Origin of the sequence: Maribacter sp. 4G9 (assembly GCF_002742265.1) — a bacterium.
Lineage (GTDB): Bacteria > Bacteroidota > Bacteroidia > Flavobacteriales > Flavobacteriaceae > Maribacter.
The window spans coordinates 24,238-50,274 of record NZ_MDGL01000149.1 but is presented as its reverse complement, the minus strand read 5'-3'; the positions used below and the strand labels follow the sequence as shown (position 1 = coordinate 50,274).

The 26,037-nt window shown below is 41.3% G+C and carries 20 protein-coding genes; 10 read left to right on the top strand and 10 right to left on the bottom strand.

The window, feature by feature from the left end; translation table 11 throughout:
* Position 1 precedes the first annotated feature (1 nt).
* The 10 genes from BFP75_RS14375 to BFP75_RS14330 all read right to left on the bottom strand — a co-directional run bounded on the left by BFP75_RS14375 (position 2) and on the right by BFP75_RS14330 (position 13,954).
* On the bottom strand, positions 2-1,312 hold the full coding sequence (locus BFP75_RS14375; protein WP_206073556.1) for a TRAP transporter large permease: 1,311 nt from the start codon (positions 1,310-1,312) through the stop codon (positions 2-4).
* On the bottom strand, positions 1,313-1,786 hold the full coding sequence (locus BFP75_RS14370) for a TRAP transporter small permease (protein WP_099546060.1): 474 nt from the start codon (positions 1,784-1,786) through the stop codon (positions 1,313-1,315). It abuts the gene before it with no gap.
* Entirely contained in the window at positions 1,786-2,778 is a 993-nt protein-coding gene (locus BFP75_RS14365) for a TRAP transporter substrate-binding protein (RefSeq protein ID WP_099546059.1), read from the bottom strand. The genes BFP75_RS14370 and BFP75_RS14365 overlap by 1 nt, the downstream gene beginning before the upstream one ends.
* A 23-nt stretch (positions 2,779-2,801) precedes the next feature.
* Positions 2,802-3,998, bottom strand: a complete 1,197-nt coding sequence (gene uxuA / locus BFP75_RS14360; RefSeq protein ID WP_099546058.1) for a mannonate dehydratase — start codon at positions 3,996-3,998, stop codon at positions 2,802-2,804.
* A 143-nt stretch (positions 3,999-4,141) separates the two neighbouring features.
* Positions 4,142-4,960 carry an SDR family oxidoreductase gene (locus BFP75_RS14355; RefSeq protein ID WP_099546057.1) on the bottom strand — a complete coding sequence of 273 codons (819 nt, stop codon included), beginning with the start codon at positions 4,958-4,960 and terminating at the stop codon, positions 4,142-4,144.
* A complete protein-coding gene (locus BFP75_RS14350; RefSeq protein WP_099546056.1) occupies positions 4,960-6,342 on the bottom strand; it encodes a putative oxidoreductase C-terminal domain-containing protein in 1,383 nt (460 codons plus the stop codon). Before BFP75_RS14350 ends, BFP75_RS14355 begins: the two co-directional genes overlap by 1 nt.
* A gap of 115 nt (positions 6,343-6,457) precedes the next feature.
* Entirely contained in the window at positions 6,458-7,837 is a 1,380-nt protein-coding gene (locus BFP75_RS14345; RefSeq protein WP_099546055.1) for a Gfo/Idh/MocA family protein, read from the bottom strand.
* Between the two features lie 12 nt (positions 7,838-7,849).
* Positions 7,850-9,067, bottom strand: coding sequence for a PmoA family protein (locus BFP75_RS14340; RefSeq protein ID WP_099546054.1), 1,218 nt, complete (start codon positions 9,065-9,067; stop codon positions 7,850-7,852).
* 133 nt (positions 9,068-9,200) lie between these two features.
* Complete coding sequence (locus BFP75_RS14335) at positions 9,201-10,874, bottom strand: RagB/SusD family nutrient uptake outer membrane protein (RefSeq protein ID WP_099546053.1); 1,674 nt, start codon at positions 10,872-10,874, stop codon at positions 9,201-9,203.
* 11 nt (positions 10,875-10,885) lie between these two features.
* A complete protein-coding gene (locus BFP75_RS14330; RefSeq protein WP_240531801.1) occupies positions 10,886-13,954 on the bottom strand; it encodes a SusC/RagA family TonB-linked outer membrane protein in 3,069 nt (1,022 codons plus the stop codon).
* Positions 13,955-14,214: 260 nt separating this feature from the next.
* On the opposite strand from BFP75_RS14330, the gene BFP75_RS14325 reads away from it, so the two are divergent.
* The 10 genes from BFP75_RS14325 (at position 14,215) to BFP75_RS14280 (ending at position 26,023) form a co-directional block, all read left to right on the top strand.
* On the top strand, positions 14,215-15,231 hold the full coding sequence (locus BFP75_RS14325; protein ID WP_099546052.1) for a LacI family DNA-binding transcriptional regulator: 1,017 nt from the start codon (positions 14,215-14,217) through the stop codon (positions 15,229-15,231).
* Positions 15,228-16,157, top strand: a complete 930-nt coding sequence (locus BFP75_RS14320) for a ThuA domain-containing protein (RefSeq protein WP_099546051.1) — start codon at positions 15,228-15,230, stop codon at positions 16,155-16,157. Before BFP75_RS14325 ends, BFP75_RS14320 begins: the two co-directional genes overlap by 4 nt.
* 102 nt (positions 16,158-16,259) lie before the next feature.
* Complete coding sequence (gene uxaC / locus BFP75_RS14315) at positions 16,260-17,657, top strand: glucuronate isomerase (protein WP_099546050.1); 1,398 nt, start codon at positions 16,260-16,262, stop codon at positions 17,655-17,657.
* Positions 17,658-17,681: 24 nt separating this feature from the next.
* Positions 17,682-18,722: a sugar kinase gene (locus BFP75_RS14310; RefSeq protein WP_099546049.1), complete on the top strand. Its 1,041-nt coding sequence runs from the start codon at positions 17,682-17,684 to the stop codon at positions 18,720-18,722.
* A gap of 112 nt (positions 18,723-18,834) precedes the next feature.
* A complete protein-coding gene (locus tag BFP75_RS14305) occupies positions 18,835-19,512 on the top strand; it encodes a bifunctional 4-hydroxy-2-oxoglutarate aldolase/2-dehydro-3-deoxy-phosphogluconate aldolase (protein WP_099546048.1) in 678 nt (225 codons plus the stop codon).
* Positions 19,513-19,686: 174 nt separating this feature from the next.
* Positions 19,687-21,135, top strand: coding sequence for a tagaturonate reductase (locus tag BFP75_RS14300; protein ID WP_099546047.1), 1,449 nt, complete (start codon positions 19,687-19,689; stop codon positions 21,133-21,135).
* Between the two features lie 4 nt (positions 21,136-21,139).
* A complete protein-coding gene (locus tag BFP75_RS14295; protein WP_099546046.1) occupies positions 21,140-22,756 on the top strand; it encodes a UxaA family hydrolase in 1,617 nt (538 codons plus the stop codon).
* A 111-nt stretch (positions 22,757-22,867) separates the two neighbouring features.
* Entirely contained in the window at positions 22,868-23,704 is an 837-nt protein-coding gene (gene lgt / locus BFP75_RS14290; protein WP_099546045.1) for a prolipoprotein diacylglyceryl transferase, read from the top strand.
* A 110-nt stretch (positions 23,705-23,814) separates the two neighbouring features.
* Positions 23,815-25,362, top strand: a complete 1,548-nt coding sequence (locus BFP75_RS14285; RefSeq protein ID WP_099546044.1) for an aldehyde dehydrogenase (NADP(+)) — start codon at positions 23,815-23,817, stop codon at positions 25,360-25,362.
* Between the two features lie 289 nt (positions 25,363-25,651).
* Positions 25,652-26,023: a hypothetical protein gene (locus BFP75_RS14280; RefSeq protein ID WP_099546043.1), complete on the top strand. Its 372-nt coding sequence runs from the start codon at positions 25,652-25,654 to the stop codon at positions 26,021-26,023.
* The last annotated feature ends 14 nt before the right edge of the window (positions 26,024-26,037 follow it).

The following is a 26,037-nucleotide window of genomic DNA, read 5'->3' as shown; positions in this document are numbered from 1 at the left end:
TCTAATCGATCAACCCAAAAAATTGGGGCAACCACAATGATATTCCTGAAAAATAAGTAATTAAAAATAGTACAAAAACCATGGCCAATAAAAGGGGTAATAAGGGTTTGATAACCTTGCCAACCGGTACTTGGGCCACGCCACTGCCCACAAAAAGTAAAGTACCCACCGGGGGGGTACAAACCCCAATACACAAATTCAATACGATCACCATTCCAAACTGAACAGGATGCATCCCTAGCGCCATGGCAACGGGAAGGAAAATAGGGGTAAAGATGAGAACCGCTGGGGTCATATCCATAAAAGTTCCTACAATGAGTAATATTAAGTTGATGAGCAAGAAAATCAATATGGGGTTACTTACGGAATCGACCATGATTCCCGTTAGCAATTGCGGTATGCCTTCAAAGGAAAACACCCAGGACATGGCCATGGAAGTGGCAATCAAGAACATGACGATGGCCGTTGTTTTCGCACTTTTCAGCAAAATGCCCCTAAAATCCCTAACATGCAGTTCCCTGTTGAGGAAACCTAAAAAAGCGGCATAAACAACGGCAATAGCCGCAGCCTCGGTCGCTGTAAAAATACCGGCAACGATTCCTCCAACCACAATAACCAACAGCGTAAGGCTGAGAAAAGCTTCCTTAAAATCAATAAAAAGCTGTTTGAAGCCTACCCTATCGGCCTTGGGTAATTTCTTCTTTTTAGCATAAAAAAAGACCATGACCATAAGTGCAAGGCCCACCAAAATACCGGGGATGTACCCTGCCACAAATAGGGCGGCCACGGAGGCCGTTCCACCGCTTGCCAAAGCAAAAATGATGAGTACGTTACTGGGGGGTATCAATAGGCCCGTAGTGGATGAACTAATGTTTACGGCGGCACTAAATTGCCTGGGATAGCCTTCTTTTTCCATTTTGTCCGTCAGTGTACTACCAATGGCCGAGGCCGCAGCTATGGCCGAACCTGAAATGGCCCCGAACAACATGGCAGAAATGATGTTCACATAGGCCAGTCCTCCCGGAAGGCTCCCTATTAGGGATTTGGCCAAAGCGATAAGCCTATTGGCCACGCCACCACGGTTCATGAGTTCCCCCGCCAGAATAAAAAATGGGATAGCCAAAAGGGCAAAATTATCGATACCGGTGGTCATTCGCTGGGCCACCGTGGTTACAGAGGGATTAAAGGCCATATTGACAACAAGGACCAGAGTAGTGGAAATACCTATGGAGTAGGCTACGGGTACCCCGTAGAGCAATAAAATGGCAAAACTTACAAAAAGGACCAAAACACTTATAAGCTCTATACTCATTTATTTCCTATTTAGTTGTTTAACGTTGTACCATGAAAAGAACATAATAATAAGACCACATAAGGGCACAATACTATATACGTACCCCAGTGGCAGATGTAGGGCAGAGGAGGTTTGGCCCAATCGAAGCGTAGTATAGACCAAATTACCACCGCCAATGACCATAACCACAAAAGCAAAGAGGGCCATTGCTATTTGGATTACTTTTTGTCTCCTTTTTCGTTTGGCCTCGGGCAATTTTAATAGTAAAAAATCCATGGAAAGGTGACCTTCTTGCTGCCCGTTGATATAGGCTGCACCTAGTACCGTCAGCCAAATCAATGAAAAGCGTGCGAATTCCTCCGTAAAGGAACTTGATTGGCCTACGACATAACGGGATACCACTTGCCAAACTACGTCTATGACGAGTAGACCGAAGATGATTACCAAAAGGCCCTCGATTATTTTGTTCAGGAGATTGTAGGTTTTTTGCATTATTCTGACCGTATTTTTTCAATTACCGCTTTCATTTTTTCATCTTGCATCATTTTCTCCATGATCGGAGCGGCATTTTTTGAAAATTCACTTTTATCCGGATATAAAAATTGAACATTGGCCTTTTTCAACACCTTCATATTTTCTTCCACCGTTTCTTTCCAATACCGTTTTTGCTTTGCTACACTTTCATCGGCAGCTTCCTGAAGCCAGATTTTTTCCGTATCGCTCAATGTTTCCCAAAAACGTGTTCCGATCACTACCACATCGGGTACCATGGTATGCTCATCGAACGAATAGTATTTACAGACCTCGTAATGGTTACTGGTAACAAAGGAAGGAATGTTGTTTTCCGCTCCATCAACCACGTTTTGTTGTAGGGCGGTATAGAGTTCGCCATAGGCCATGGGAGTTGCGGAACCGCCAAGTGTGTTTACCATATCAACGGACATTTGGTCGTTCATGGTCCTGATCTTCATCCCCTCTAAATCCGCAGGGCTTTCTATTTTTTGGTTCTTTGCATAAAAGCTTCGGGCCCCGGCATCATAGAAACATAGCCCTCGTAGTAAATATTCCGTACTGCTCATTAATAGTTCCTTCCCAATTTCACCTTCCAGTACCTTGAACAGATGTTCGCCGTCCCTGAATAAATAGGGAATACTGGTTACCTGATAGTCTGGGGCGAAGTTGGAAAGGGAGGCTGCACTTACCTTTGTCATTGAAATACTCCCTATTTGTAGGAGTTCCAAGACTTCGCGCTCCGTTCCAAGTTGTCCATCTGGAAAGATCTTTATTTGCAGTTTCCCGCCAGATTTTTGGGCCAAGGATTCCTTCATGTCCATTATGGCCCTATGTACGGGATGTGTAATAGGAAGGGAATGGGCAAAATAAAGCACCTTGGTGTTATTCTCCAAAGCACAGGATTGCAACAAAAGCAAAGTACATACCCACAAAATTTTTGTCCGTATTCCTTTCCAAGCGATAGTGTACATTTTATAAATCAATATTATATTTTTTATACAACCAAGCCTTCCCGTACACCCATTTCCAACCCAGAAAGTTGGGCAAGTCCCATGGCCCTGCCAATGAGCGAGTAACCGGAGTAAAATTCCTGCTGGCGCTTTTTATCATCCAACAAAACATGTCCATGATCTGGTCTCATGGGGATGTCCACCACCCCATTTTGTGTCATATGTCGTTTTTGTTGCTGTTGTACGATGGCCTTCATGACCTTTTGCATAGGTACGGAACCACTTAGATGATCGGCCTCGTAAAAACTGCCATCTTGGTTTCGGGAAACATTGCGAAGATGTATAAAATGGATCTTATCCCCAAAATCCTCTATAATTTTCACCAAGTCATTGGTTTCCGATGCTCCCAAAGAACCGGAACAAAAAGTTAGCCCATTGCTGGGGGAAGGACAACATTCCAACAAAAACTTAATATCGTCATAATTGGAAACGATTCTGGGGACCCCAAAAACGGAAAATGGAGGGTCATCCGGATGTATGGCCATGCGTACGCCCAATTTTTCAGCATCTGGAATCACCGCGTTGAGAAAATATGATAGGTTTTCTTGAAGTGTTTCCTTTTTTATACCCAATACGGTGGTGTGGTTCTTTTTAAATTCGCTTAAATCTATTTCTTTTCTGGAGCCTGGCATACCGGCCAGAATGGCTGCTTTTAAGTTCTTTTTTCCGGAATCGGACAAGGCTCCATAATAGGCCTTGGCCTCTAAATATTCGTCTTTTGAATACGACTCTTGGGCTCCTTCGCGTTCCAATATAAAAAGGTCAAATGCCGCTGCTGAAATTGGACTATATCGAAGGGCCGATGCTCCGGTTGGCAAAATATAATCTAGATCGGTGCGGGTCCAGTCTATGAGCTGCATAAAATTATAGCACACGTTATAAATACCGTGGGCCGCTAAATTTTTTAAAGTTTCTATATAATTGGATATATACAGGTCCCTTTCCTTGAGTCCGTATTTGATGGCCGTATGCACATTCACACTTTCCACTACGGACCATTCCATACCATGATTTTCTATTTGTGTCTTTAGGGCACCAATGGTGTCCTTGGGCCATATCTCGCCCAGCAGTACTTCCTGGCAGGCCGCCACTATTCCTTGTACGCCCAATTGCCTTATATCCGCTAACGATACACCAAAATCGGGTCCAAACCACCTAAATGTTTTCTTTAGATTTTTCATTCTTTATTAAAAAAAAGATAATTATCGCGTGTTTCCAAAGGTAGGTTACAATATACAGTTTTATGGTTATTTCAAAAACAAGATACCATAATAGAAACGCTTTTGTAAGGTCCGTTGGTCAAGAACTTTCATTGGCAAATCTTCTAAACTCCAGAAAATGAATTGAAACCGCCGTCCAAATCAAAAATGCTCCCTGTCACGAATGAGGATGCATCGCTTAAAAGGTAATGGACCATGCCATTTAATTCCATTACATCGCCAAAACGTTTCATAGGAGTGTTGTTGATAATGAGCTGTCCTCTTTCCGTAAGGGAACCATCTTCATTAATCAGCAATTTCCTATTCTGGTTACCTATAAAAAATCCTGGTGCGATGGCGTTGACCCTTATTTTATCCCCGTGTTTTGTGGCAAGTTCTTGCGCCATCCATTTTGTAAAAATATCAACACCGGCCTTGGCCATTGAATAGCCCAATACCCTTGAAATACTTTGTTTGGCTGCCATGGATGATATATTAATTATAGAACCTTTACCTTGTTTTACCATAATACCACTCAAAACTATAGAAGGCATTACGGTACCAAAAAGATTAATGTCCACTACTTTTTGAGTATCTGACATTGCAATATCATGAATGGTCTGATCTGGCCGCAGGGTTGCGCCAGGGATATTACCTCCGGCCAAATTAATTAAGCCGTCCAATGTATCAAAAGATGTAGAAATTATCTCCTTTAATCTAAACAACTCGGTTTCACTAAGTACATCCACCTTAAAGATAGTTGTACTGTTTGCAGCTATTTGGTCCAATACTTTTTGTTTTGATTCCAATTTCTCCAGAGATCTTCCTAACAGGATGACTTTAGCCCCTTCATTTACCAAGTATTCAGCAATTGACCCTCCAAGTATGCCGGTTCCCCCAGAGATTGCATACGTTCTATTAGATAAAGAGAATTGTTCGCCCATTAATTTGCCTTTGCCATTTTGTATGCTTCTATGGTAGTATAATATTTAGTGATCATATTGGGTACTTCCCAAGGTGGCATTTCTCCTGACTCCAAGTATTTAAGATAGTTCTCCGTTACCTGTGCAAAGTGGGCCTCGTGCCCCACTTTAAATGCATCAGGAATGTTCACCTTCCATTTGCCCTTTTTAACTTCGGTAAGCGTAGTGCCTGGAAATAGGTCATTAATATCACTATTCAATGCTTCATTCAATTGTTCTTCAAAACCATCTATTTCTTTGGTTTCAATATAAAGAACAGGACTATAATTTTCCTCTAGTCCTTGTCTTATGATAAGGTCACTTTTTGTACCTCTCATAATACTATAGTGTGTATCGCCAGTGCCTTCTGGGGCCATAAAGTTCCATATTACGGATACCTTGGCATGCTTATCCTTAATTTTATAGATCATTTCTCCATTGCAGTACACGTGCAAGGTATCGTTTACCACATCTTTCTCAAGGTACTCTGGAAATGTTGGAAGTCCGGTGACCTTTTCAAATTCTTGCTGAGATACCTTTGTGGGCCACCTTCTTGCGGTAATCATTTCTATCTGGGTTGTATCCATAACTTCGTTAGGAAACGCTTCCCACTGTACCAGGTCCACCAAATGTGTCGTGACATCCACGATTCCCTCACCTTCTTCTGATACGTCAAAGAACCAAGGTGGTCGCACCAAAGGATTTCCGGAAACATATTTGAAAAAGTGATGTACGCTTTCTTTGCTTATGGCGGGGTCTTCCAATGTTCCTTCCACCAATTCCCCAAATAAAGCAGGTAAGAGCGAAAGTTGTTTTTGCATCATAGTTGTTGATTCATATCGCTCTGTCATGATATCGTAGATCAATACATCGTTCTCCTTGGCGATTTTAAATGCTTCCTTCAACTTTTCAAAACCTTCTGGATCAATAACCAAAGGTTTATCGGCATAAACGTTTAGCCCAGCATTCACAGCATCCAATATATAGTCTATTTTTTTGGAATTCTTTCCTGCTACTACCATTACATTACCAGGTTTATCGGAAAGCATTTTTGTTAGATAATCCTCTCCAAGATAGGTTTTTACTTCCCACTTGGTAGGATTTTCATCTCTAGTGTTGTACTGTTCAATCTTACTGAGAAAATCTTTGACTTCCGGACCATTTGGTGCAAATACATAAATGGTCGAATCAACTTGGGGATACATGGTTTTTTGGACCAAAGCTGCGTGAAAATGGCCCGGATCAAGGGTCATTAGCTTAACAGGTTGGTTTTTTGTGTCCTTCTCTTCCCCTTTTTGTTGTTCACATGAAACTGTAAAACCAAAAATTGAAAGGATAGTAGCCAATACTATGAATTTCTTCATGTGCTTTAATTTCAAAGTAAATGTAAATTCTGCCCCACCTTTACAATGGGACCTAGTAGGTTATCAAAATAGGAGGTAAGCAAAAAGGGACTTTGATGTGAAACCCTTTCGAATGTTATCCCATTTTTACATAATCCGTTCCATAAGGTTTGCGTTGAGCTCTTTGCAACATGGCGTTCGCCTCTGGGTCATCTATGAACCATTCGTTGATGGGATCCCATTTTAGTTTGCGTGAAAATTGCATGGCAATATCACTGATCAAACAGATGGTACAGGCCTTATGCCCTTTTTCAATGGGAGATATTGGTTGTTTTCTAGTTTTTATACACTCCAACCAGTTGCCATGTTGGTCATCTATTTTTTCCAAATGTATCTCATTGGGACCAATGACGGACTCCAGTATTTTGGGATCTGAGGCATTCAATGCTTTTGAACTCTTTTCTTTATCCACTGGATCGGAAGCGGAAGCTGTATAATCTCCCCGTGAAACAAAAATCCAACCATCCTCTCCTATATATTGAACTCCATTGGTATAACCACCACTGGTATAAACGGTAATGCCATTCTCATATTCATGTTTTACAAAGAAATCGCCATGTACGTTCCATAATCCGGATTTTGGAAATTCTGCCAATGCTTCAACCGATACCGGTCCGGTAAGTTCGGTGTTCATACCCCAAGCGGCGGAATCATAATGATGCTGTCCCCAGCCAGTGATCATTCCTGCACCATAATTTCTATGTCTTAACCAACCAGGTCTACTATAGTCGTTTTGCGGATGAACTCCAATTTCTGTATATGGAACTTCTGGGGTAGAGCCCAACCACATATCAAAATTAAGGTTACTAGGGACCGGCATAGCTGGAGCTTCTGGGCCCGCTGGGTCACCTGGCAACCCAATTTTAACGGTATGGATTTTACCAATCCTTCCATTTCTAACAAGCTCTGCCGCAACTCTAAATTGAGGCATTGCTCTTTGCTGAGTGCCTACTTGTAGTACAACGTTATTTTCCTGAACCGCCTTTTGCAATTGTTGACCTTCCTTTACGGTAAGTGATGTAGGTTTTTGAAGGTAGATATCCTTCCCGGCAATAGCCGCTTCCATGGCAGGTTGGGAATGCCAGTGGTCTGGTGTACTGATGACTACAGCATCTATATCCTTGTCCAAAAGCATTTCACGGTAGTCCCCGTAGGTCTTGGTATCCATATATTTGGACTTACCCGTTTTTTCCCTGTAATAACCGTCTACCAGTGTTTTTGCATCTCCAAGACGTTTGGAGTCCAAATCACAAACGGCAATAAAACGTGCATCATCATATTTAAAGGTATCTGGAATATCATGTCCGCGCGCAATACGCCCACAGCCTATTTGACCAATATTGATTTTGTTACTTGGGGCATTTTTCCCAAATACCGATGAGGGAACGATTGTAGGAAATGCTACTGCCGCAGCGGTGCCAATAGATGTTTTTTTGATAAAATTTCTTCTTTGCATTGGTAGTTAATTTTAATTTACCTCTAATTCTGATTGTACAGGTTCAACGAAGTCCTTCCAATAAGCTTCTGCCTCTTCAGGGGAAAGTTCTCCCTCAAAGACCACCATTCTATATTTTAATTGATATACTTGATTGGGTTCAATTTCCCAGGGTTCATGTCTGATCGGGCAAAATTCAAAGAACATATCCCCGCGGCCGCCATTTCCGTCAATGGGCCAGACTCGCATAGGTTCAGGGTGCATTCTGTTGCCGGAATGACTCAGAAATAGAATGCCGTTCGTTCCCGTTCCATTGCTGGCCTCACCGCTCACAATGGCCCATTTGGCGTTTGTGCCATCTGCGGATAGTCTGTCTTTTCCCTCAGAGGTTAGCACCTTACAGTTATCCTTTTTCCAACGTTCCGTAAATCGCATTCCAATACCACCACCATATCTATAGGCTTCAAATAAGATACCATTTTTTAAGGGACTGGTAAAGCTGGAGCTATAATCCATGATATAGCGGTTTTTGTTGTTGAGCTCCCATATCTTTACTTCAAGTTTTTCCTCAAGGGCCACCTGCGGACTATTTTCAGTCTTGAGGTCCATATGTTCTTGAACGGCGGTAAAACCGGAAGCGACTTGTCCATTTGATTCTTTTTTAAATTCCTTGTGCAGTACTGTACCATTTCCATCTCCAATATTCCAAAAGTCTACCCTAACGGTATCAATTCTGGTATGGGTCCAGGGTCCCCAAATACCATAATGATGCCAATGGTCCGGTGGGTTTATTCTCGTAAGCGTATCACCAGAGGGAGTAAGAAGGGGATGTATAAAACCTGATTTTTTAAAAATGGAATCTACTCCGTTGGGAGGGTAATGCATTCCATACCTGTAACCTACCCTAGGCTCATTCCCTATGGATAGGGTTAAAAGGCCATCTTCTTTTTTGGCAGTTAATTTATCTACATCGTTTTGGAATTCATTCTTAGGCTTAAGCGTATATTCAAGGGATTTTCCGGGACCATGTACAAACCAGATTTTATTTGTTTCTGTATCAAAATCATAAGGAATAAGATGTCCGTTGTTGTAAAGATCATACTTTGAAATATCCAAATCTCCAATGTGGACGGAGGTAGGTCGATCAACTAGAATACCGTTGTTCTCTCCTAAACTGAAAATGATTTCCTCTTTTTTTGATGTACAAGCCATTATTGGCATTAAAACTAAAATCAAAATAATTCTTTTCATAATCTTTGGTTAGAACAACGGTAATTAACTAAACTAACTCAATCAATTTTTGGAAGACGCAAAATAAAAGTGACTTTCAAAAAAAAATAATAAAACTAACAACTAAACTAACATAACATTTTATAAAATCTTTTTAATTATACCCTGGGTTTTGTTCCAAGACCGCACCACGGTTACCCTCGATTTCATTGGCAGGAATGGGCCATAAATTGAAATGTTCCTGCATGCCATTTTCAACGTAAAACGGATTGTACCGTATAACCCTATCATAAATTGTGTTTGTCCGCATTAAAGTAAGCCTTCTTTTTTCTTCAAGGCCCAATTCACGAACACGTTCATCCAAAATATAATCCAACGTTACATCTCCAGCAGCCACGGCAGACGCATTTGCCCTACTACGTACCACATTAATATCATCTGCCGCCAATTGTGACTGGTTATTGGCCAAGTAAGCCTCTGCCCGTAGCAAGTAAGTTTCGGCCAGTCTTAACATATATTGATCCGTGTACGTGGAACCAGCTGCCGAGGTAAGGGCAAAAGGCACACTGCTTGGTCTTAATAGGCCTTCCGGATGATTATAAGGAGTGGTTACCTTGGTAGGATAGGCATAAAATTCCCGAATCCTTGGTTGTGTTTCGGTGGACCAAACCGTATCCCTGCCTATTTCATCTGCTATTATTGCCAAAGCAGAGGAATTATCCCTGTTGAAAATCCGTATAAAGTTATGGTTGGCATTTCTAATGTCATTTACGAAATCTGGATTGGAGGCGTCATTTCCCCATACTGTATTTGTATAGAACTCCGTGGTAATTCCCCAACCAATTCCCCTTCCTCCAGTGTAATCACCTACTGGCCAGGAGTTGAAGGGGGCAAAGCGTAACAAGGGTGCAAAATGTCTTTCAGCAGGATATGAACCACCGCGGCTGCCAGACTGTATGCCGCCCCCTTGTACATCCAATTCAAATTGGATTACCCATAAGGCTTCCGTATTGCCGCTGGCACGGTTTTGATTGCCCCTTCTGAAAAGATCCCAGTAAACGTCACCAGGTTCTTCTGTGGAACGGGAGCCATAACGAGCCGTCATTAAAGCGGTATTGGGGTTATTGATGACCGTAGTGGCCGAGGCAATGGCTTCTGTATTCATCCCCATGGAAAGATAGGCCTCTGCCAGATAATGGTGTGCCACTAAATCATTTACCCGACCATCTTGTGCTGTTGAAATAGCGGGTAGGTTTTGGGCGGCAAAGATTAAATCATCTATGGCCTGCTGTAACACCTCATTCTTACTGGCCCTAACAAAATCAATTTTAGGCTCTTTAATCTCCTCTGTCACTATGGGCACACCTCCATATAGGGTGGCTAATACGTTATAGGCAAATCCCCTGAAAAATCTTGCTTGGGAAACAATGTCCTGGATCTCCTCCTCGTTCATTTCAGACAATGGGGCTCGCTCAATAACCGTGTTGGCCTCAGAGATGGTCTTATACAGCAAGTTCCAATGTGTGGTGGCAATATCGCCCGCTGGGTCATATGCCTGTACCATATTGCCATGCCTTTGGGTGCCCCCAGGCTCCCCGTCAAAGACCAGATCGGTGCCATACACAAAATCGAACGGCCTATTCTCATCCCTGTTGTAAAACTGCCTTCTTACCAAAAAGTACAAATTGTTAACAGATGCAGTAAAATCCGCGTATGTTGTAAAAGCATTGGTAGAACTCAAAAAGTCTTCTGGTCTTTCTTCCAAGAAATCTTCGTCACATCCCCAGAAAAAGGGGATTATAGCTAGAAATAGTATTATTTTTTTCATTGTTTATTGAATTAGAATGATAAGTTTAAACCTAGTGAGTATCCTTTTAATACAGGTCTGCCATTAGTAGTAAGGCCTACACCATAAATCCCATCTGACGCCCTTTGAAATTCTGGATCCCATCCAGTCCAATCTGTCCATGTAAACAGGTTCTTTCCACTAACAAATACACTTAAATCCGTTAAACCTATCCTTTCAAGAATATCCCTATTGAAGTTATATCTAAGATTAATATCCTGTAGACGAACGAAACTTCTGTTTTCATAACGTGTTCCTGAAATCCCAGGTCTGCTTGGCGCCATGGCGTTCAGTCCATCTGGATTGTCCGGTGACCAGTAATCGATTCCTGTAAGTACGTTTTGGTACAATGTATTGGCATTTCTATAAAGTGCATTGTCATTCCTTGAAATATAGTTTCCACCATTACCTTGTATTGAGTTAAGGAAAAAACTAAAGGATAAATTTTTATAGGTAAACGTGTTCAACAAAGACACTGCATAAGAAGGGTCCCTGGTTCCTAGTATTTTGCGGTCATCCGCTTGCGTAATAACTCCATCACCGTTTTGGTCAACGACCCTGTAATTTCCAATAGCATAACCATCTGGAATATCATCTCCTATTTGGTAAATACCATCTACTTCGTAATCATAAATTGCATTTATGGATTCCCCTATGAAAAGATTACTTTGAATCAAATCATCTTCAACACCATCGCCATCAGCGTCCTCCCCGGTAAGTTCTAGAATTTCGTTCTTATTTGTTGAGAAGTTCGCTGTAGCCGTCCAGGTAAAGTTGTCATTACGCACAATATCACCCGATAAAGAAACCTCGAGACCAGTATTCTGTATCTTACCTACGTTTGTCTGAATATTGCTAAAACCCGTAAGGAAGGGTATCCTTACTGAAAACAATAAATCGTCCGTAGTATTTTGATATACATCCAGGTTTCCTCGCAACCTATCGGTAAAAAGTGAGAAGTCCAAACCTAGGTTGAGACCCGCGGTTTTTTCCCATCTTAGGTTAGGATTGGCCAATGAGGTAAGCTCTTGACCAAAAGCAGGACCTGAACCGTCCCCAAAAACATAGGCGGCTCTGGTGCCCAATCTCGCTAGGGAGGTGAATCTTGGGGTCTGATTTCCACTAATACCGTAACTGGCCCTGAACTTCAAGTTGTTTATCCATTCAGAATCCCTTAAAAAAGACTCATTGGACACAATCCATCCCAAGGCACCGGAAGGGAAATAAGCGGTTTTTTCATTGGCCGCAAACCCAGAAAATCCATCCCGTCTAATAGTACCGGTCAGGATATACCTGTTATCAAATTTATAATTCGCCCTAAGCATTTGATAGTTCAAAGTCTCCGTATATGCACTTGAGTTTATTGTGGGTATGGCTCCTACGGCTAGATCATTGTAGCCCAACAGCAATCGGTCAAAACCGGTGGCCGTTGCCACAGTAGTCTCTTCTTGTCGCTCGATGGCTCCGTAGAGTAAGGTGGCCGAAACGTCATGCTTTCCAAAAATCCTACTGTAATTTAACAGATTGTCCAAAGTATAGTCCCTATAAAACCGTACGTCCTTACTCGCAAGCCCTGTTTGTCCCGCTTCATAAATACTAGATCCGTAAAACTTATCTATTCTATAGTTATTACCAAAATTGAGACGATAGGACAAACCTTTTATAAAAGGAAGGTCTACTTCAGTATATAAATTGGCAAAGAAATAATCATGACGTTCATAGTCTTGCGTATCCAGGCCCAAAAAGGGATTGGGTTCTATGGTACCTGCCGGATTGGGAATAAGATTACCTTGATCGTCAAAAGGAACAAGTAAAGGGGAAAAACCTGCCAATTGCGACAAAAAAGGTTCGTCACCATCCTGTTTGACAAACGACCCAAAGGATTGCACACCTATCTTCCAACCTTTTGTGATATTGCTTTCCAGGTTTACGCGGATGCTTCTACGAGAAAAGTCGTCGTTTCTAATTATACCTTCCTGTTCGGTTAGTCCTAAGGAAACCAAATAGCTAGTGGACTCTGAGGCACCTGCGACACTTATTTCATTTTGTCTAACAAAGCCTGTTTGGGTACCTTCCTCCCACCAATCGTAATCATTGTCGTTAAATTCACCGGGATTGGTATCTGATTGTAGTTCAAAATTGGCATTAATACCCTGCCCGGGTTCAAAATACCCAACATAGTTTGGATTTGGTGTTAGATAGTCAGGAGCTAGAAAACGCAAATCGTATAATTGCATGTTCAAATGGTCAATATATGCATCCCTTCTTAGCGGCCTTATATTTTGAGACGGTTGTAGGGTTGCATATGAAGAGCTAATGGAAACTTTAGGTTTTTGATTTCTCTTTCCTCCCTTGGAGGTTATCAAAATTACCCCGTTGGCTGCTTGCGCCCCATAAATTGCGGTAGAACTAACATCCTTTAATACATCTATGGATTCGATATCATTTGGGTTTATTGAAGACAATGATCCATTATATTGTATACCATCCAAAACGATAAGTACGCTTTGGCTACCATTTAGGGATACTTGCCCCCTAATAGTAATTTCAGGGGTCCCACCTGCCGTGTTCACCTGGCCAACGTTTAGGCCGGGGACGGTACCCTGTAAGCTCTGCGCTATATTGGTATTGGGCGCTTCCTCAAACGCTTCAAGATTGGCGCTTGCTATCGCCCCCGTAACATCGGAACGTTTTTGGCTACCATAACCCACAACAACTACTTCGTCCAAAGCAGAGGCGTTTTCGTTAAGGTTTATGACAATATTGGATTTTCCTTCTACGCTAATTTCCTTTGGATCATACCCTATATAGGAAACCAAAAGTATTGCATTGGCACTAGAAAGATCAATTGAAAAGTTCCCGTCGAAATCCGTAGAAACTCCATTGGAAGTTCCTTTTTCGACAATCGATGCTCCAGGTAGGGGTGAATTTTCGCTGTCCACAACAGTACCCGTTATTGTGGACCCACTTTGCGCATTTGAAAAGTTTGTGCAGGCAAGATAGCAGAATACCATCAGTAGGCATGCTCTTTTCAAAATGGTCAAATGACTTGATTTTTCCATATTTTGTGTTGTTAGGTTGATGATTAAATTAATTGCTCTGAAATGTGAACTTAATGTTAACTGAGCCAAATCTAGAAATCAATATCGAAAAAAGCAACCGATTGCATAAATTATTACATAAAATAATTAATTTTTAACAAATTTCACTACGCTATAATGATAATACCTATAATTTTAGCTATATTTTTTATGTTTTTGTAGGTTGTAGCGTGCAATAATTGTATTTTTGTTGCACAAATAAGTTCCAACTGAATTTTAATATGTCTAAAAGAATAACGATTTATGATTTGGCGAACCAGTTGGGCCTATCACCAGCTACGGTGAGCCGTAGCCTAAATGGCCACCCCTCTATAAGCGATAACACCAAGAAAATGGTTTTGGAATTGGCAAAAGAAAAGGGCTACAGGACGAATAAGTTCGCTTCTAATTTAAGTAGGCAGCAATCAAATACCATCGGGGTTATTGTGCCAAAACTAAATTCATACTTTATGTCCACGGTACTTGCGGGAATCGAGCAAGTTGCAAACAAGGTTGGCTATAATTTAATTATTAGTCAGTCCCAAGAATCGGAGGAGAAAGAAAAAATAAATGCAACTACATTATTGAACAGTGGTGTGGATGCTCTATTAGTGTCATTGGCAAACGAATCCAACGATTACGAACATTTTGAGGCCTTTACCTCTCGCAAAATACCACTTCTGTTTTTTGATCGTGTAATCGATCTTCCTCAATGTCCCACCATTTTAATAGACAATTTAGCGGCAGGTTTTGATGCAGGTCAGCACCTTGTTGATCAGGGATGTAAAAATCCTATACATGTTAGTGGCAATCTAAAAAGGACATTGTATGCCGATCGGTTCAAAGGTTTTCAACAGGCACTTTTGATGAACGGCTTTTCCTTGCATGCCGATCAATTGATAGAAACTGGCTTAGACCCAATACATATTGAAGAAGTCATTAGTCATATAAAAAGGGCAAACAAAAAAATAGATGGACTATTTGTGGCCAGTGATAATTTTGCGGCACATTGTATCATTGCTTTGCAAAGGGAAGGTTTTAGGGTTCCGGAGGACATAAAAGTAGTTGGTTTTAATAATGATCCTGTATGCGAAATAGTGAGTCCAAATCTCACCACCATAGAGTATCCCGGTTACAAAATGGGAACGCTTGCCGGAGAAAGTATTATAGCTCATCTCAATGGGAACATAAACTTACAGACTACGAATACTATTTTAGTTCGTCATAAATTAATAATTAGATCATCTACTTCAAAATGAAAAAGGTTTTGCCTACCTTAATTATTTGCGCTTTACTTATGTTCAACGCAGTTAGTGCACAAGAATTAAAACCTTTTCCCATAAACGATGAATGGTTGGTAAGTATTTATGATAATGCCCCATCAAAAACCACAGTCGTTGCCTCTAAAAAAAGAAAGGTTCTGGTGTTCTCAAAAGCTACGGGCTTTGATCACTGGACCATACCCCACAACAATGAGGTTTGGAGGATATTGGCCCAAAAAACGGGAGCCTTCGAAGTTCAAATCGGTTTTGATATCACCCATTTTGAAAGGAAAAGCCTAAAAAACTACGATGCGGTAATATTGAATAATTCAAACCCAACAGGCCCTGAAAGAAATTTGTTCTATGACTTGTTAAAAAAGTATTCTTCCATTACGGATGAAGAGGCCAAAAGGAAGGCGCAACATTATGAGTCCAACCTATTGGAATATGTAAGAAAGGGGGGTGGCCTAGTGATTATGCATGGCGCGATTGTGGTACAGAACAATTCTCTGGAATTTAGCAGAATGACCGGAGCGAGTTTTGATTATCATCCAAAACAGCAGGAAATTCATCTTAAGGAAGTGGACAAAGACCACCCCTTGGTAAGTGCCTTCAATGGAAATGGATTCAAGCATATTGATGAACCCTATTTTTTCAAAAATGCCTACTTTGATTATAATTTTAGGCCATTACTTTATTTTGAGGTGGATAAGATAGAAGGAATCAAGCATAAGGTAAAAGATACTATGAATTATGTTTCCTGGATAAAAAAATATGGTAGGGGAAGGGTTTTTTATTCCGCTCCTTCGCACAATGCGCAAAGTTTACAAAATCCGGAGCTATTCAAGTTTTATCTGGACGGCCTCCAGTATGTTATGGGTGATTTGAAAGTGGATGATGCTCCAATGGGTCATAAACCCTAGTTAGGGTTACCTAGATCATAAAACCCCTTTCCCAAAAATCCGTGAAAAATTCTAAATCTATTATTTAGCAAAACAAATAGATTAACCTTAAACAAGCATCTTATGAAGTCTTTTTTGAATAGTGACTTTTTATTGGAGAACGAATACTCCAGAATACTCTACCATGAATACGCCAGTGATATGCCAATTATTGATTATCACAATCATTTATCTCCAAAAATGTTGGCAGAGGATACTAAGTTCGACAATTTGTCCCAGGTTTGGCTAGATGGAGACCATTATAAGTGGCGAGCCATGCGTACACTGGGAATTTCTGAGAAATATATCACGGGCGAAGCTACGGATAAGGAAAAATTTGATAAGTGGGCCTATACTGTTCCCTATACCTTACGAAATCCACTTTACCATTGGACCCATTTGGAGTTACAGCGGTATTTCAACATTTCCGAACCTTTATCGCAGGTAAATGCATCATCGATTTACGAGAGGGCCAACGAAGAATTAAAAAAGGACAATTATAGTTGTAGGGGCCTAATATCCAAAATGAACGTTGAATTTTTATGTACTACAGAAGACCCTACGGATACACTGCAGCATCACAAGATATTGGCGAAAAGTAATTTTACTACTAAGGTAAGTACCGCTTTTAGACCGGACAATGCCATTATTATTGAAGCTGATGGCTTTGTAAATTATATAGAATTACTTTCTGAAGTTTCAGGAACAACCATTAACAATTTCGTTACCCTATGCGATGCTTTGGAAAAGAGAATAGCTTATTTCCATTCGCATGGTTGTAGGATAGCGGACCACGGGTTGTCACATATGTATTATACTTCATTTAACGAAAATGATATCAATACAATAGTCGAAAAAAGGTTGAGCAATAAGACAATCAGTGGTGATGACATGAATACTTTTAAATGTGCCGTTCTTTTATTTCTTTCAGGAAAATATCATCAATATGGATGGATTCAACAATTTCACTTAGGGGCCTTGAGAAACAATAACCATAGAATGCTCACCCAATTGGGACCAAATACAGGTTGGGATTCTATTGGAGATTGGCTACAGGCAGAAAAATTATCCAAGTTTCTAAACCATCTGGATACCAACAACCAACTATGTAAGACCATTATCTATAATTTAAACCCAAGAGACAATGAGGTTATGGCAAGCATGGTAGGAAACTTTAACGATGGTTCCGTTAGAGGTAAGATCCAATTTGGATCTGGGTGGTGGTTTCTAGATCAAAAGGACGGTATGGAAAAACAGATGAACGCGCTTTCCAATATTGGCCTATTAAGCTGTTTCATTGGTATGCTCACAGATTCCAGAAGTTTTCTTTCCTTCCCAAGGCACGAGTATTTTAGAAGGATTTTGTGCAATCTCATTGGAAGGGATATTGCCAATGGGGAGCTCCCCAATGACACAAAATGGTTAGGTAAAATGGTACAGGACATCAGTTATAATAATGCAAAGGAATATTTTAATATTTAAAACAATTTTCAATCTAAATTCATAATGAAAAAAGTAGTTACTTTCGGTGAGATCATGCTACGATTGTCACCACCCGGTTTTTTAAGGTTTTCCCAAGCGAACGAATTCGATGTGGTCTATGGTGGGGGAGAATCGAACGTGGCCGTTTCATTGGCCAATTATGGGGTACCGGTGGATTTTGTCACCCGGCTGCCCAAAAACGATATAGGGCAGTGCGCCCTCATGGAGATGCGAAAGAGAGGTGTTGGAACGGACAAGATCGTTTATGGCGGCGACCGCTTGGGAATTTATTTCTTGGAGACCGGGGCGGTAAGCCGAGGAAGTAAGGTGATATATGATAGGGCACATTCCGCAATTGCGGAGATTAAACCAGGTATGATCGATTGGGACGATGTTTTTGATGGTGCAGAATGGTTCCATTGGACGGGTATAACCCCGGCAATTTCCCAAGGTGCCGCCGATGTTTGCCTAGAAGCGGTAAAAGCTGCCGATAAAAAAGGAATTACCATTTCTACGGATTTAAATTATCGTGCAAAGTTGTGGCAATATGGGGGCGACCGTGAAAAGATAATGACGGAGCTTAATTCCTATTGCGATATTATCTTAGGAAACGAAGAGGATGCCGAAAAACATTTCGGTATACATCCGGAAGGATTGGATGTGCATAAAGATGGGGCAGACGTGAAGGCCGAAGCTTTCCTGTCCGTATGCAAGCAGATGATGCAAAAATTTCCAAAAGCCAAAAAGGTGATTACGACTTTAAGAGGTTCCATATCCGCTTCCCATAATACGTGGGCGGGTGTTCTTTGGGACGGTTCCAAGATGTATGAAACCCGTCAGTACCAAATTACGGATATCGTGGATAGAGTAGGTGGAGGCGATTCCTTCATGGGCGGACTCATTTATGGTTTGATGAAGTATGAAGGCGATGACCAGACCGCATTGGATTTTGCCGTTGCCGCTTCCTGTTTGAAACATACGATCAAGGGAGATGCCAATTTGGTAACGGTCGATGAGGTCGAAAAGCTGATGGGAGGAGACGCTTCAGGTAGGGTGGCTAGATAGGCATATACATACCCCTTCAAAGGAGTATGATGAAAATATTTATGTTTAAATTTAGTATTAATAGTTAAAAAAATGGAAGTCCTTCCCTGCGGGAAGGATTTAGGATGGGCTTATGGCAAAATATTCGAGATTGGAAGTGGCTGCGGTCATGAAGGAAACAGGCATGGTGCCCTTGTTTTATCATGCAGATATTGAATTAGGAAAAAAAGTACTGGAGGCCTGTTATAAGGGCGGGGCCCGTCTTATGGAGTTTACCGCCAGGGGGGACTTTGCCTTTGAGGTTTTTTCCGAGTTGAACAAGTATGCCCTTAGGGAACTGCCAGGAATGATCATGGGTGTTGGTTCCATTACAGATGCTGCCGCTGCCAGTATGTTCATGCAAATGGGGGCTAACTTTATCGTAACTCCTTCCCTGCGGGAGGATATCGCCCTTGTGTGTAATAGAAGAAAAGTACTTTGGTCCCCGGGTTGTGGTTCACTGACTGAAATCAATAGGGCCGAGGAACTGGGTTGCGAAATTATAAAGTTGTTTCCTGGTTCTACCTATGGCCCCGGTTTTGTAAAGGCCATTAAAGGCCCACAACCGTGGACTAGCATCATGCCTACTGGTGGTGTAAGTACCGATGAGGGTAACCTGAAAGGTTGGTTCGATGCAGGGGTGACCTGTGTTGGAATGGGTTCACAACTCATTGGTAAGGAGGTTCTGGCAAATAAGGATTTTGATGGACTTACTAAAACGGTCAAGGATACTTTGGCTCTTATCAAATCCATAAAAAGCGTAGAATCTTAGAAGGAATTTCCAGGTATTTCTTGCTATCTTCATGAAAATTACCGCATGAAGTATTTTGTTTCAAAAATTAAATAGTGGTTTTACCAAGGAATTGTTGTCCTTTTCCAAACGAATTACAGTAAGATTATTGTAAAGCTTTCGCAGGGTCTTGGAAAAAAATATCCATAGAATTTTATGCAAAATCTAAATAGGGAATTGAATAATAGCGTAAAGAATTTACCCATAAAAGTCGTCCAGTTTGGGGAGGGTAATTTTTTGCGTGCGTTTGTGGATTACGCCTTTCAGGTTTTGAACGATGAGGTGGGTTTCAATGCGGGTGTGGCCGTGGTGCAACCCATTGAAAAAGGTATGGTTTCCTTGCTCAACGAGCAGGACGGATTGTATACCTTGTTTACGAAAGGTATTAAGGATGGGTCTGAGGTTCAGGAAAAGATACTTGTTAAGAATATCGTCAAAGGTATTGACCCTTATAAAGATTTCGAAGCATTCTTGGCCTTGGCGAATGAAAAAGAACTGGAGTTTATCATATCCAACACCACCGAGGCCGGAATAAGTATTGATGAAAATGATACGCAGGAAATGCGGCCTCCCAATTCATTTCCGGGAAAGTTGACACTTTTTCTACATGAGCGATTTCAATATTTTAAGGGGAGTAAGGAATCGGGGCTAACGGTTATTCCATGCGAGTTGATCAATTACAACGCAGATACCCTAAAGACCATTATTCTAAAATATATAAGCCTATGGGGGCTTTCCGGTCACTTTAAACACTGGGTGCTGAATGCATGTACTTTTCACAATACCTTGGTAGATCGTATTGTAACTGGCTATCCAAAGGATGATATTGAGGCATATGATGGTCAGTTGAATTATAAGGATAGATTGATTGTCAGTGCCGAAGCCTTTTTCCTATGGGTAATAGAGGGCGATGCAAACTTAAAGGGGAAATTGCCATTCCATAAGACCGATTTGGATGTACACATTGTGCCAGATATGCAACCGTATAGAACAAGAAAGGTTCGGATATTGAACGGGGCACATACGGCCATGGTACCTTTAGGATTGCTCTATGGTAATGAAACTGTAAAGGATACGGTAGACGATTCTTTCACTGGTACCTTTATTCGCTCCCTAATATTCGAGGAAGTGATTCCCACGCTGGAAATGGACAAAAGGGAATTGGAGGATTTTGCAAAGGATGTCCTTGACCGCTTCCGAAATCCGTTCATCAAACATCAATTGTCCAGCATCGCGTTAAATTCCATCTCCAAGTTTAAGGTCAGGGTACTGCCAAGTCTATTGGGTTATGTTCAATTAAATAAAAGGTTGCCCTTAAAAATAGTTTTTGCCTTTGCTTGTCTGATCCGATTTTATCAAGGCCAATGGAAGGGTGTGGATTTGCCCTTGAATGACGATGAGGCTATTATTGATAATCTTAAAAAGCTATGGGATTTGCCCAACCTGTCGAGCACCGTTCATCAGGTATTGGGCAATATTGACTATTGGGATACCGATTTAAACAACGTGGACGGCCTTCCCGAAGCTATTGAAGAAGCCTTGAAACATTTGGAAGCAAATGGTGTAGAGGAGGGATTCAGGAAATTTGTGGACAGCTATAAATAAAAGCATGATGCAACAGATAATCAAAGTACATAAAGAGGACAATGTCGGTATAGCCCTGGCGGACTTAACCGATGGTGAGGTAATACATTTTGAAGGCCAGGACATTACCATAGTAAATCCTACCAAGGCAAAACATAAAATAGCCCTCCAGGACTTAAAGGAGGGAGACAGGGTTTTTATGTACGGGGTTTTAGTAGGCAGGGCTCTCCACTTCATACAAAAGGGGGGACTTTTGACTACTGAAAATGTAAAGCATCAGAGTGCGGAAGTACAAGGAAGAACGGATAGGTATACTTGGAACCCTCCCAATATTTCCCAATGGAAGGAACGAACTTTTTTGGGGTATCACAGGCCGGATGGCCAGGTCGGTACCCAAAATGTATGGCTGTTCTTTCCCTTAGTGTTCTGCGAAAATAGAAATATAGAGATACTAAAGGATGCCTTTGAAAAGGAATTGGCCATTGGAAAAATAAGCAAACAAAGACAACTCTTGAGGCGACTTATACTCGGCAAGGACCTTAGTGATATTAATGCAGATGGTACGACGGGTGAACGAACTTTTGAAAATATAGAGGTTAAATTCATAACGCATCAAGGAGGTTGCGGGGGTACACGCCAAGATGCTGAAACCTTGGCCAAATTATTTGCAGGATATATCAAAAATCCCAATGTAGCGGGAGCAACTGTCCTAAGTTTAGGATGTCAAAACTTACAGATAAACCTTTTAAAGAATGCATTGGACGTGCTGGATCCAAACCTTAAAAAGCCTGTGCTAATCTATGAACAACAAAATCTGGGAACTACGGAGGATATGTTGAATACCATTATTATGGAATCTTTTGAGGGAATTAAGGAAGCGAATAACATTCAAAGAAAACCTGCTCCCCTTTCCAAATTAAAGATGGGACTGGAATGCGGGGGTTCCGATGGATTTTCCGGAATTTCGGCAAACCCGGCACTTGGTTATGCCTCTGATCTATTGGCCGCTTTGGAAGGTTCTCCCATCCTTTCTGAATTTCCCGAGTTATGCGGGGTAGAACAGGAGCTGGTGAACCGATGCGTCCGCGACGAGGATGCAGAACGTTTTATGCAATTGATGAAGGCCTATGAGAATTCCGCGGAACGGGTAGGGTCGGGCTTTGATATGAACCCTTCGCCAGGAAATATCAAGGACGGTCTCATCACAGATGCCATGAAGTCGGCCGGCGCGGCCAAAAAAGGGGGCACATCCCCCATACAAGGGGTATTGGATTATGGCGAGTATGTGATCAGACCAGGTCTGAATTTGCTTTGCACTCCTGGAAATGATGTAGAAAGCACTACGGGAATGGTTGGCTCTGGAGCCAATATTGTTGTTTTTACTACCGGCTTGGGAACTCCTACGGGAAATCCCATCGCTCCGGTAATCAAGGTGTCCTCCAATACGGAAATGGCAAATAAAATGTCGGATATCATTGATATTGACACGGGAGCGGTGATTAGAGGTGAAAGGTCGATTGAAGAAATGGGAGAGGAGATTTTGGAATACGTCATTCAGGTGGCCAGCGGCGAGGTGAACGCCAAGGCAGATATTTTGGGTCAGGATGATTTTATTCCATGGAAACGTGGGGTGTCCTTATAAATTTGCATAATCTTGCTTCAATACCTAGGCCAGCTTTCATACAATCCCTAATTTTAGGGGTAACTTCTAAATTAGAGTTCAAACCATGTCTTTAAATTAATAGCTAAGAAAATGAGCGATGGATTACTAAATTGGAATGTAGAACCCGAAATATTTTGGATAACGGACTCCTTTCCTTTGAAATATTATAGCTTGCTATTTATGATAGGTATTGTAGTCGCTTTCCAAATTGAAAAAAGAATCTTTATAAAAGAAAATGTTCCACTTGAGAGATTAGACAAATTGATTATTTATGTCATTGTTGGAATAATCTTGGGGGCAAGACTTGGACATTGTTTTTTTTACGAACCAGAATATTATTTTAAGAATCCTATCGAAATTTTACTTCCAATTAAAAAAGTAGGGGATTCCTATAATTTTATCGGATTTCAAGGATTGGCAAGTCATGGAGGAACAATTGGAGTATTAATTTCACTTGGATTATATTGTAAAAAATATAAAACAAACTTTTTGTGGTTAATGGATAGAATTGCAATTGTTGGTCCAATAGTAGGGGCCTTCATAAGGTTAGGGAACTTTATGAATTCGGAGATATATGGAAAACCGACAAACGGAAATTGGGGAGTCGTTTTTCAAAGAGATGATATAATACCAAGACATCCCACCCAGCTCTATGAAGCATTCTCCTATCTTTTGATATTTGGTATCTTAATGTACACCTATCAAAAGTCTTTTAAAAGAAGACATGATGGGTTAATTTTCGGGTTGTGTTTACTACTAATATTTTCGGCAAGACTTATAATTGAATATTTTAAGGAAAACCAGGTCGGATTTGAGGCCGCAATGTTTATGAATATGGGACAAGTATTAAGTATTCCATTTATAATTATCGGACTGATTTTAGTATTAATGGGTAAAATAAGCCCTGTCTACAAAAAAAATATATAATAAAAAAGATGGTTAGTTGCTAAAACGATTAATAATGAATTAATGGTCTTAGATAAATTAGTTATTTAAACCTGCTACCATTTTGTATATAAAATGAATATGAACAACAAATGAGTAAAGAAACAATCTATTATCAGGCAATAAACCCGGCGACCGGGGAACAATTGGAAGGCGAATTCAAAAATTCAACATGGAAAGATGTGGACCAAGCGGCCAAAAATGCCGCCACGGCTTTTCAGGTGTATAGGAAGTTGGACAACGAGACAAAGGCAGAATTTCTTGAAGAAATTGCCAATGAAATCCTCGCGTTAGGGGACGCTTTATTGGAACGCTGTCACTTGGAAACCGCATTGCCTTTGGGCCGACTCACAGGGGAACGGGGAAGGACCATGAACCAGTTACGATTGTTTGCCAGTGTTGTAAGGGAAGGTTCTTGGGTAGATGCCCGTATAGATTTGGCCCAACCCAATAGGGAACCCTTGCCAAAATCGGATATACGGCATATGTTGATACCGTTAGGGCCGGTAGCGGTCTTTGGGGCCAGTAATTTTCCATTGGCGTTTTCAACGGCAGGAGGGGATACGGCTTCGGCTTTGGCCGCAGGTTGTCCTGTGGTCTATAAAGGTCATCCGGCACACCCGGGAACGACGGAACTGATTACCGGTGCCATCCAGAAGGCCATCAAAAAAATCGGGTTGCCAGAAGGTGTTTTCTCCATGGTTCAGGGAACGGCTATTGAAGTCGGCGAAAACCTGGTCAAACATGAGGATATTAAAGCGGTAGGTTTTACGGGTTCGTATAATGGAGGTATGGCGATTTTCAATTATGCAAATTCCAGGCCCGTTCCAATTCCCGTCTTTTCTGAAATGGGAAGCACAAACCCTATGTTCATTTTGCCAGGGGCACTAAAAGAGAGGGCATCACAATTGGCGCAAGGTTATTCCAATTCCTTGAATATGGGTGTAGGCCAATTTTGTACCAATCCCGGGCTTAGTTTCTACCCAAAAGGGGAGAGGTCCAATGAATTCTTGGAGGTCCTTTCCGATCAGATTAAATCCACGGAGGCGGCCACCATGCTTACGGCAGGTATTCAATCGGCATACAAAAAAGGCTTGGATGAGCTGTCCGCTACCCAAGATTTGGAAATTATAGGTGAGGGTAAATTGCCTACTGACAACATTGGGGTCAGTTCCAAAGTCTTTAAGACGACAATGGACACATATCTGAAAAATAGCAAACTCTCCGAAGAAAATTTTGGTCCTTCTTCCATTGTAGTGGAAGCTGCCACACGAGAGGATCTTTTAAAGGCTGCACGTGAACTGGAAGGTCACCTAACGGCTACCGTCCACGCCACGGAAGAAGATTTGGAGAACTATGCCGAGCTGTTTGAAATTCTTGAGCAGAAAGTTGGGCGAGTTTTGGTAAACGGTTACCCAACGGGGGTGGAAGTCTGCCATTCCATGGTCCATGGCGGGCCATTTCCCGCTACAACGGCTCCAAGTTCCACATCCGTAGGAACCAATGCAATTAAAAGGTTCGTTAGGCCAGTTTGCTATCAGGATTATCCAGAAAGTCTGCTTCCCGTTGAACTTAAAAACGACAATCCTTTACATATCTGGAGATTGGTAGATGGAGAATTTTCCCAAAAATCCATATAGGTTTAATTCGTTGCATTAACCTCTTAGTTTTTTAAAAAATCATATTCGAAATACTATTACGGGCAGTATTTACTGCCCGTAATATCTTATAGAGATTTCTCATTTTACTAAATTCAAGTGCCATTATTTACTTGAATTCGAGTATTCCTGTTTACTTCATTTTAGATCGAAGCAGGTTCAAGTTGATTTTCAGTCACTTCACTTTACTATTTCCCAATGGGCAATACTTCAGCCCTACATTTGTCCTGTAAATGATTCAAAAAAAGTTTTATAATTAAAAATAAATATCATGAATAAATTAAGTGTTTTACTAGGAACGGCAATTTTGGGAGTTTTATTGATTTCGGCGAAAGCCAATCCTAATTGTGTGGATACAAATCACGATCCGCATAAGGCCAAATACAATCCCTTTGCAGAAGGTTTGCAAATTGCTATGGAGTCCGCCAATTTGGATGCCAGCGAGATTGTTGTCTTGAAGATTGAGGAAGAAGTGGATTTAGGCTTTGATACTTCGCAATACCTGCCTTTAGGTTTTAATGCCTATGAAGGAATGGAATTGGATGTAAAGGATATTGTCGTTTTAGAAGCCGAGGAAGAAGTGCATTTAGGTTTTGACGTGTCCAAATATCTTCCGGAAAATTTTGACGCATATGCGAAATAGGTGGTTGATTGTTG

Excerpts from the sequence above, each read along its gene's own strand:
- BFP75_RS14355 (WP_099546057.1), bottom strand. The coding sequence starts at position 4,960 with ATGGGCGAACAATTCTCTTTATCTAATAGAACGTATGCAATCTCTGGG.
- BFP75_RS14345 (WP_099546055.1), bottom strand. The coding sequence starts at position 7,837 with ATGCAAAGAAGAAATTTTATCAAAAAAACATCTATTGGCACCGCTGCG.
- BFP75_RS14340 (WP_099546054.1), bottom strand. The coding sequence starts at position 9,067 with ATGAAAAGAATTATTTTGATTTTAGTTTTAATGCCAATAATGGCTTGT.
- BFP75_RS14370 (WP_099546060.1), bottom strand. The coding sequence starts at position 1,786 with ATGCAAAAAACCTACAATCTCCTGAACAAAATAATCGAGGGCCTTTTG.
- BFP75_RS14350 (WP_099546056.1), bottom strand. The coding sequence starts at position 6,342 with ATGAAGAAATTCATAGTATTGGCTACTATCCTTTCAATTTTTGGTTTT.
- BFP75_RS14330 (WP_240531801.1), bottom strand. The coding sequence starts at position 13,954 with ATGGAAAAATCAAGTCATTTGACCATTTTGAAAAGAGCATGCCTACTG.
- BFP75_RS14280 (WP_099546043.1), top strand. The coding sequence starts at position 25,652 with ATGAATAAATTAAGTGTTTTACTAGGAACGGCAATTTTGGGAGTTTTA.
- BFP75_RS14320 (WP_099546051.1), top strand. The coding sequence starts at position 15,228 with ATGAAAAAGGTTTTGCCTACCTTAATTATTTGCGCTTTACTTATGTTC.
- BFP75_RS14285 (WP_099546044.1), top strand. The coding sequence starts at position 23,815 with ATGAGTAAAGAAACAATCTATTATCAGGCAATAAACCCGGCGACCGGG.
- uxuA (WP_099546058.1), bottom strand. The coding sequence starts at position 3,998 with ATGAAAAATCTAAAGAAAACATTTAGGTGGTTTGGACCCGATTTTGGT.
- BFP75_RS14305 (WP_099546048.1), top strand. The coding sequence starts at position 18,835 with ATGGCAAAATATTCGAGATTGGAAGTGGCTGCGGTCATGAAGGAAACA.
- uxaC (WP_099546050.1), top strand. The coding sequence starts at position 16,260 with ATGAAGTCTTTTTTGAATAGTGACTTTTTATTGGAGAACGAATACTCC.
- BFP75_RS14375 (WP_206073556.1), bottom strand. The coding sequence starts at position 1,312 with ATGAGTATAGAGCTTATAAGTGTTTTGGTCCTTTTTGTAAGTTTTGCC.
- BFP75_RS14335 (WP_099546053.1), bottom strand. The coding sequence starts at position 10,874 with ATGAAAAAAATAATACTATTTCTAGCTATAATCCCCTTTTTCTGGGGA.
- BFP75_RS14300 (WP_099546047.1), top strand. The coding sequence starts at position 19,687 with ATGCAAAATCTAAATAGGGAATTGAATAATAGCGTAAAGAATTTACCC.
- BFP75_RS14310 (WP_099546049.1), top strand. The coding sequence starts at position 17,682 with ATGAAAAAAGTAGTTACTTTCGGTGAGATCATGCTACGATTGTCACCA.
- BFP75_RS14365 (WP_099546059.1), bottom strand. The coding sequence starts at position 2,778 with ATGTACACTATCGCTTGGAAAGGAATACGGACAAAAATTTTGTGGGTA.
- BFP75_RS14325 (WP_099546052.1), top strand. The coding sequence starts at position 14,215 with ATGTCTAAAAGAATAACGATTTATGATTTGGCGAACCAGTTGGGCCTA.
- BFP75_RS14295 (WP_099546046.1), top strand. The coding sequence starts at position 21,140 with ATGATGCAACAGATAATCAAAGTACATAAAGAGGACAATGTCGGTATA.
- lgt (WP_099546045.1), top strand. The coding sequence starts at position 22,868 with ATGAGCGATGGATTACTAAATTGGAATGTAGAACCCGAAATATTTTGG.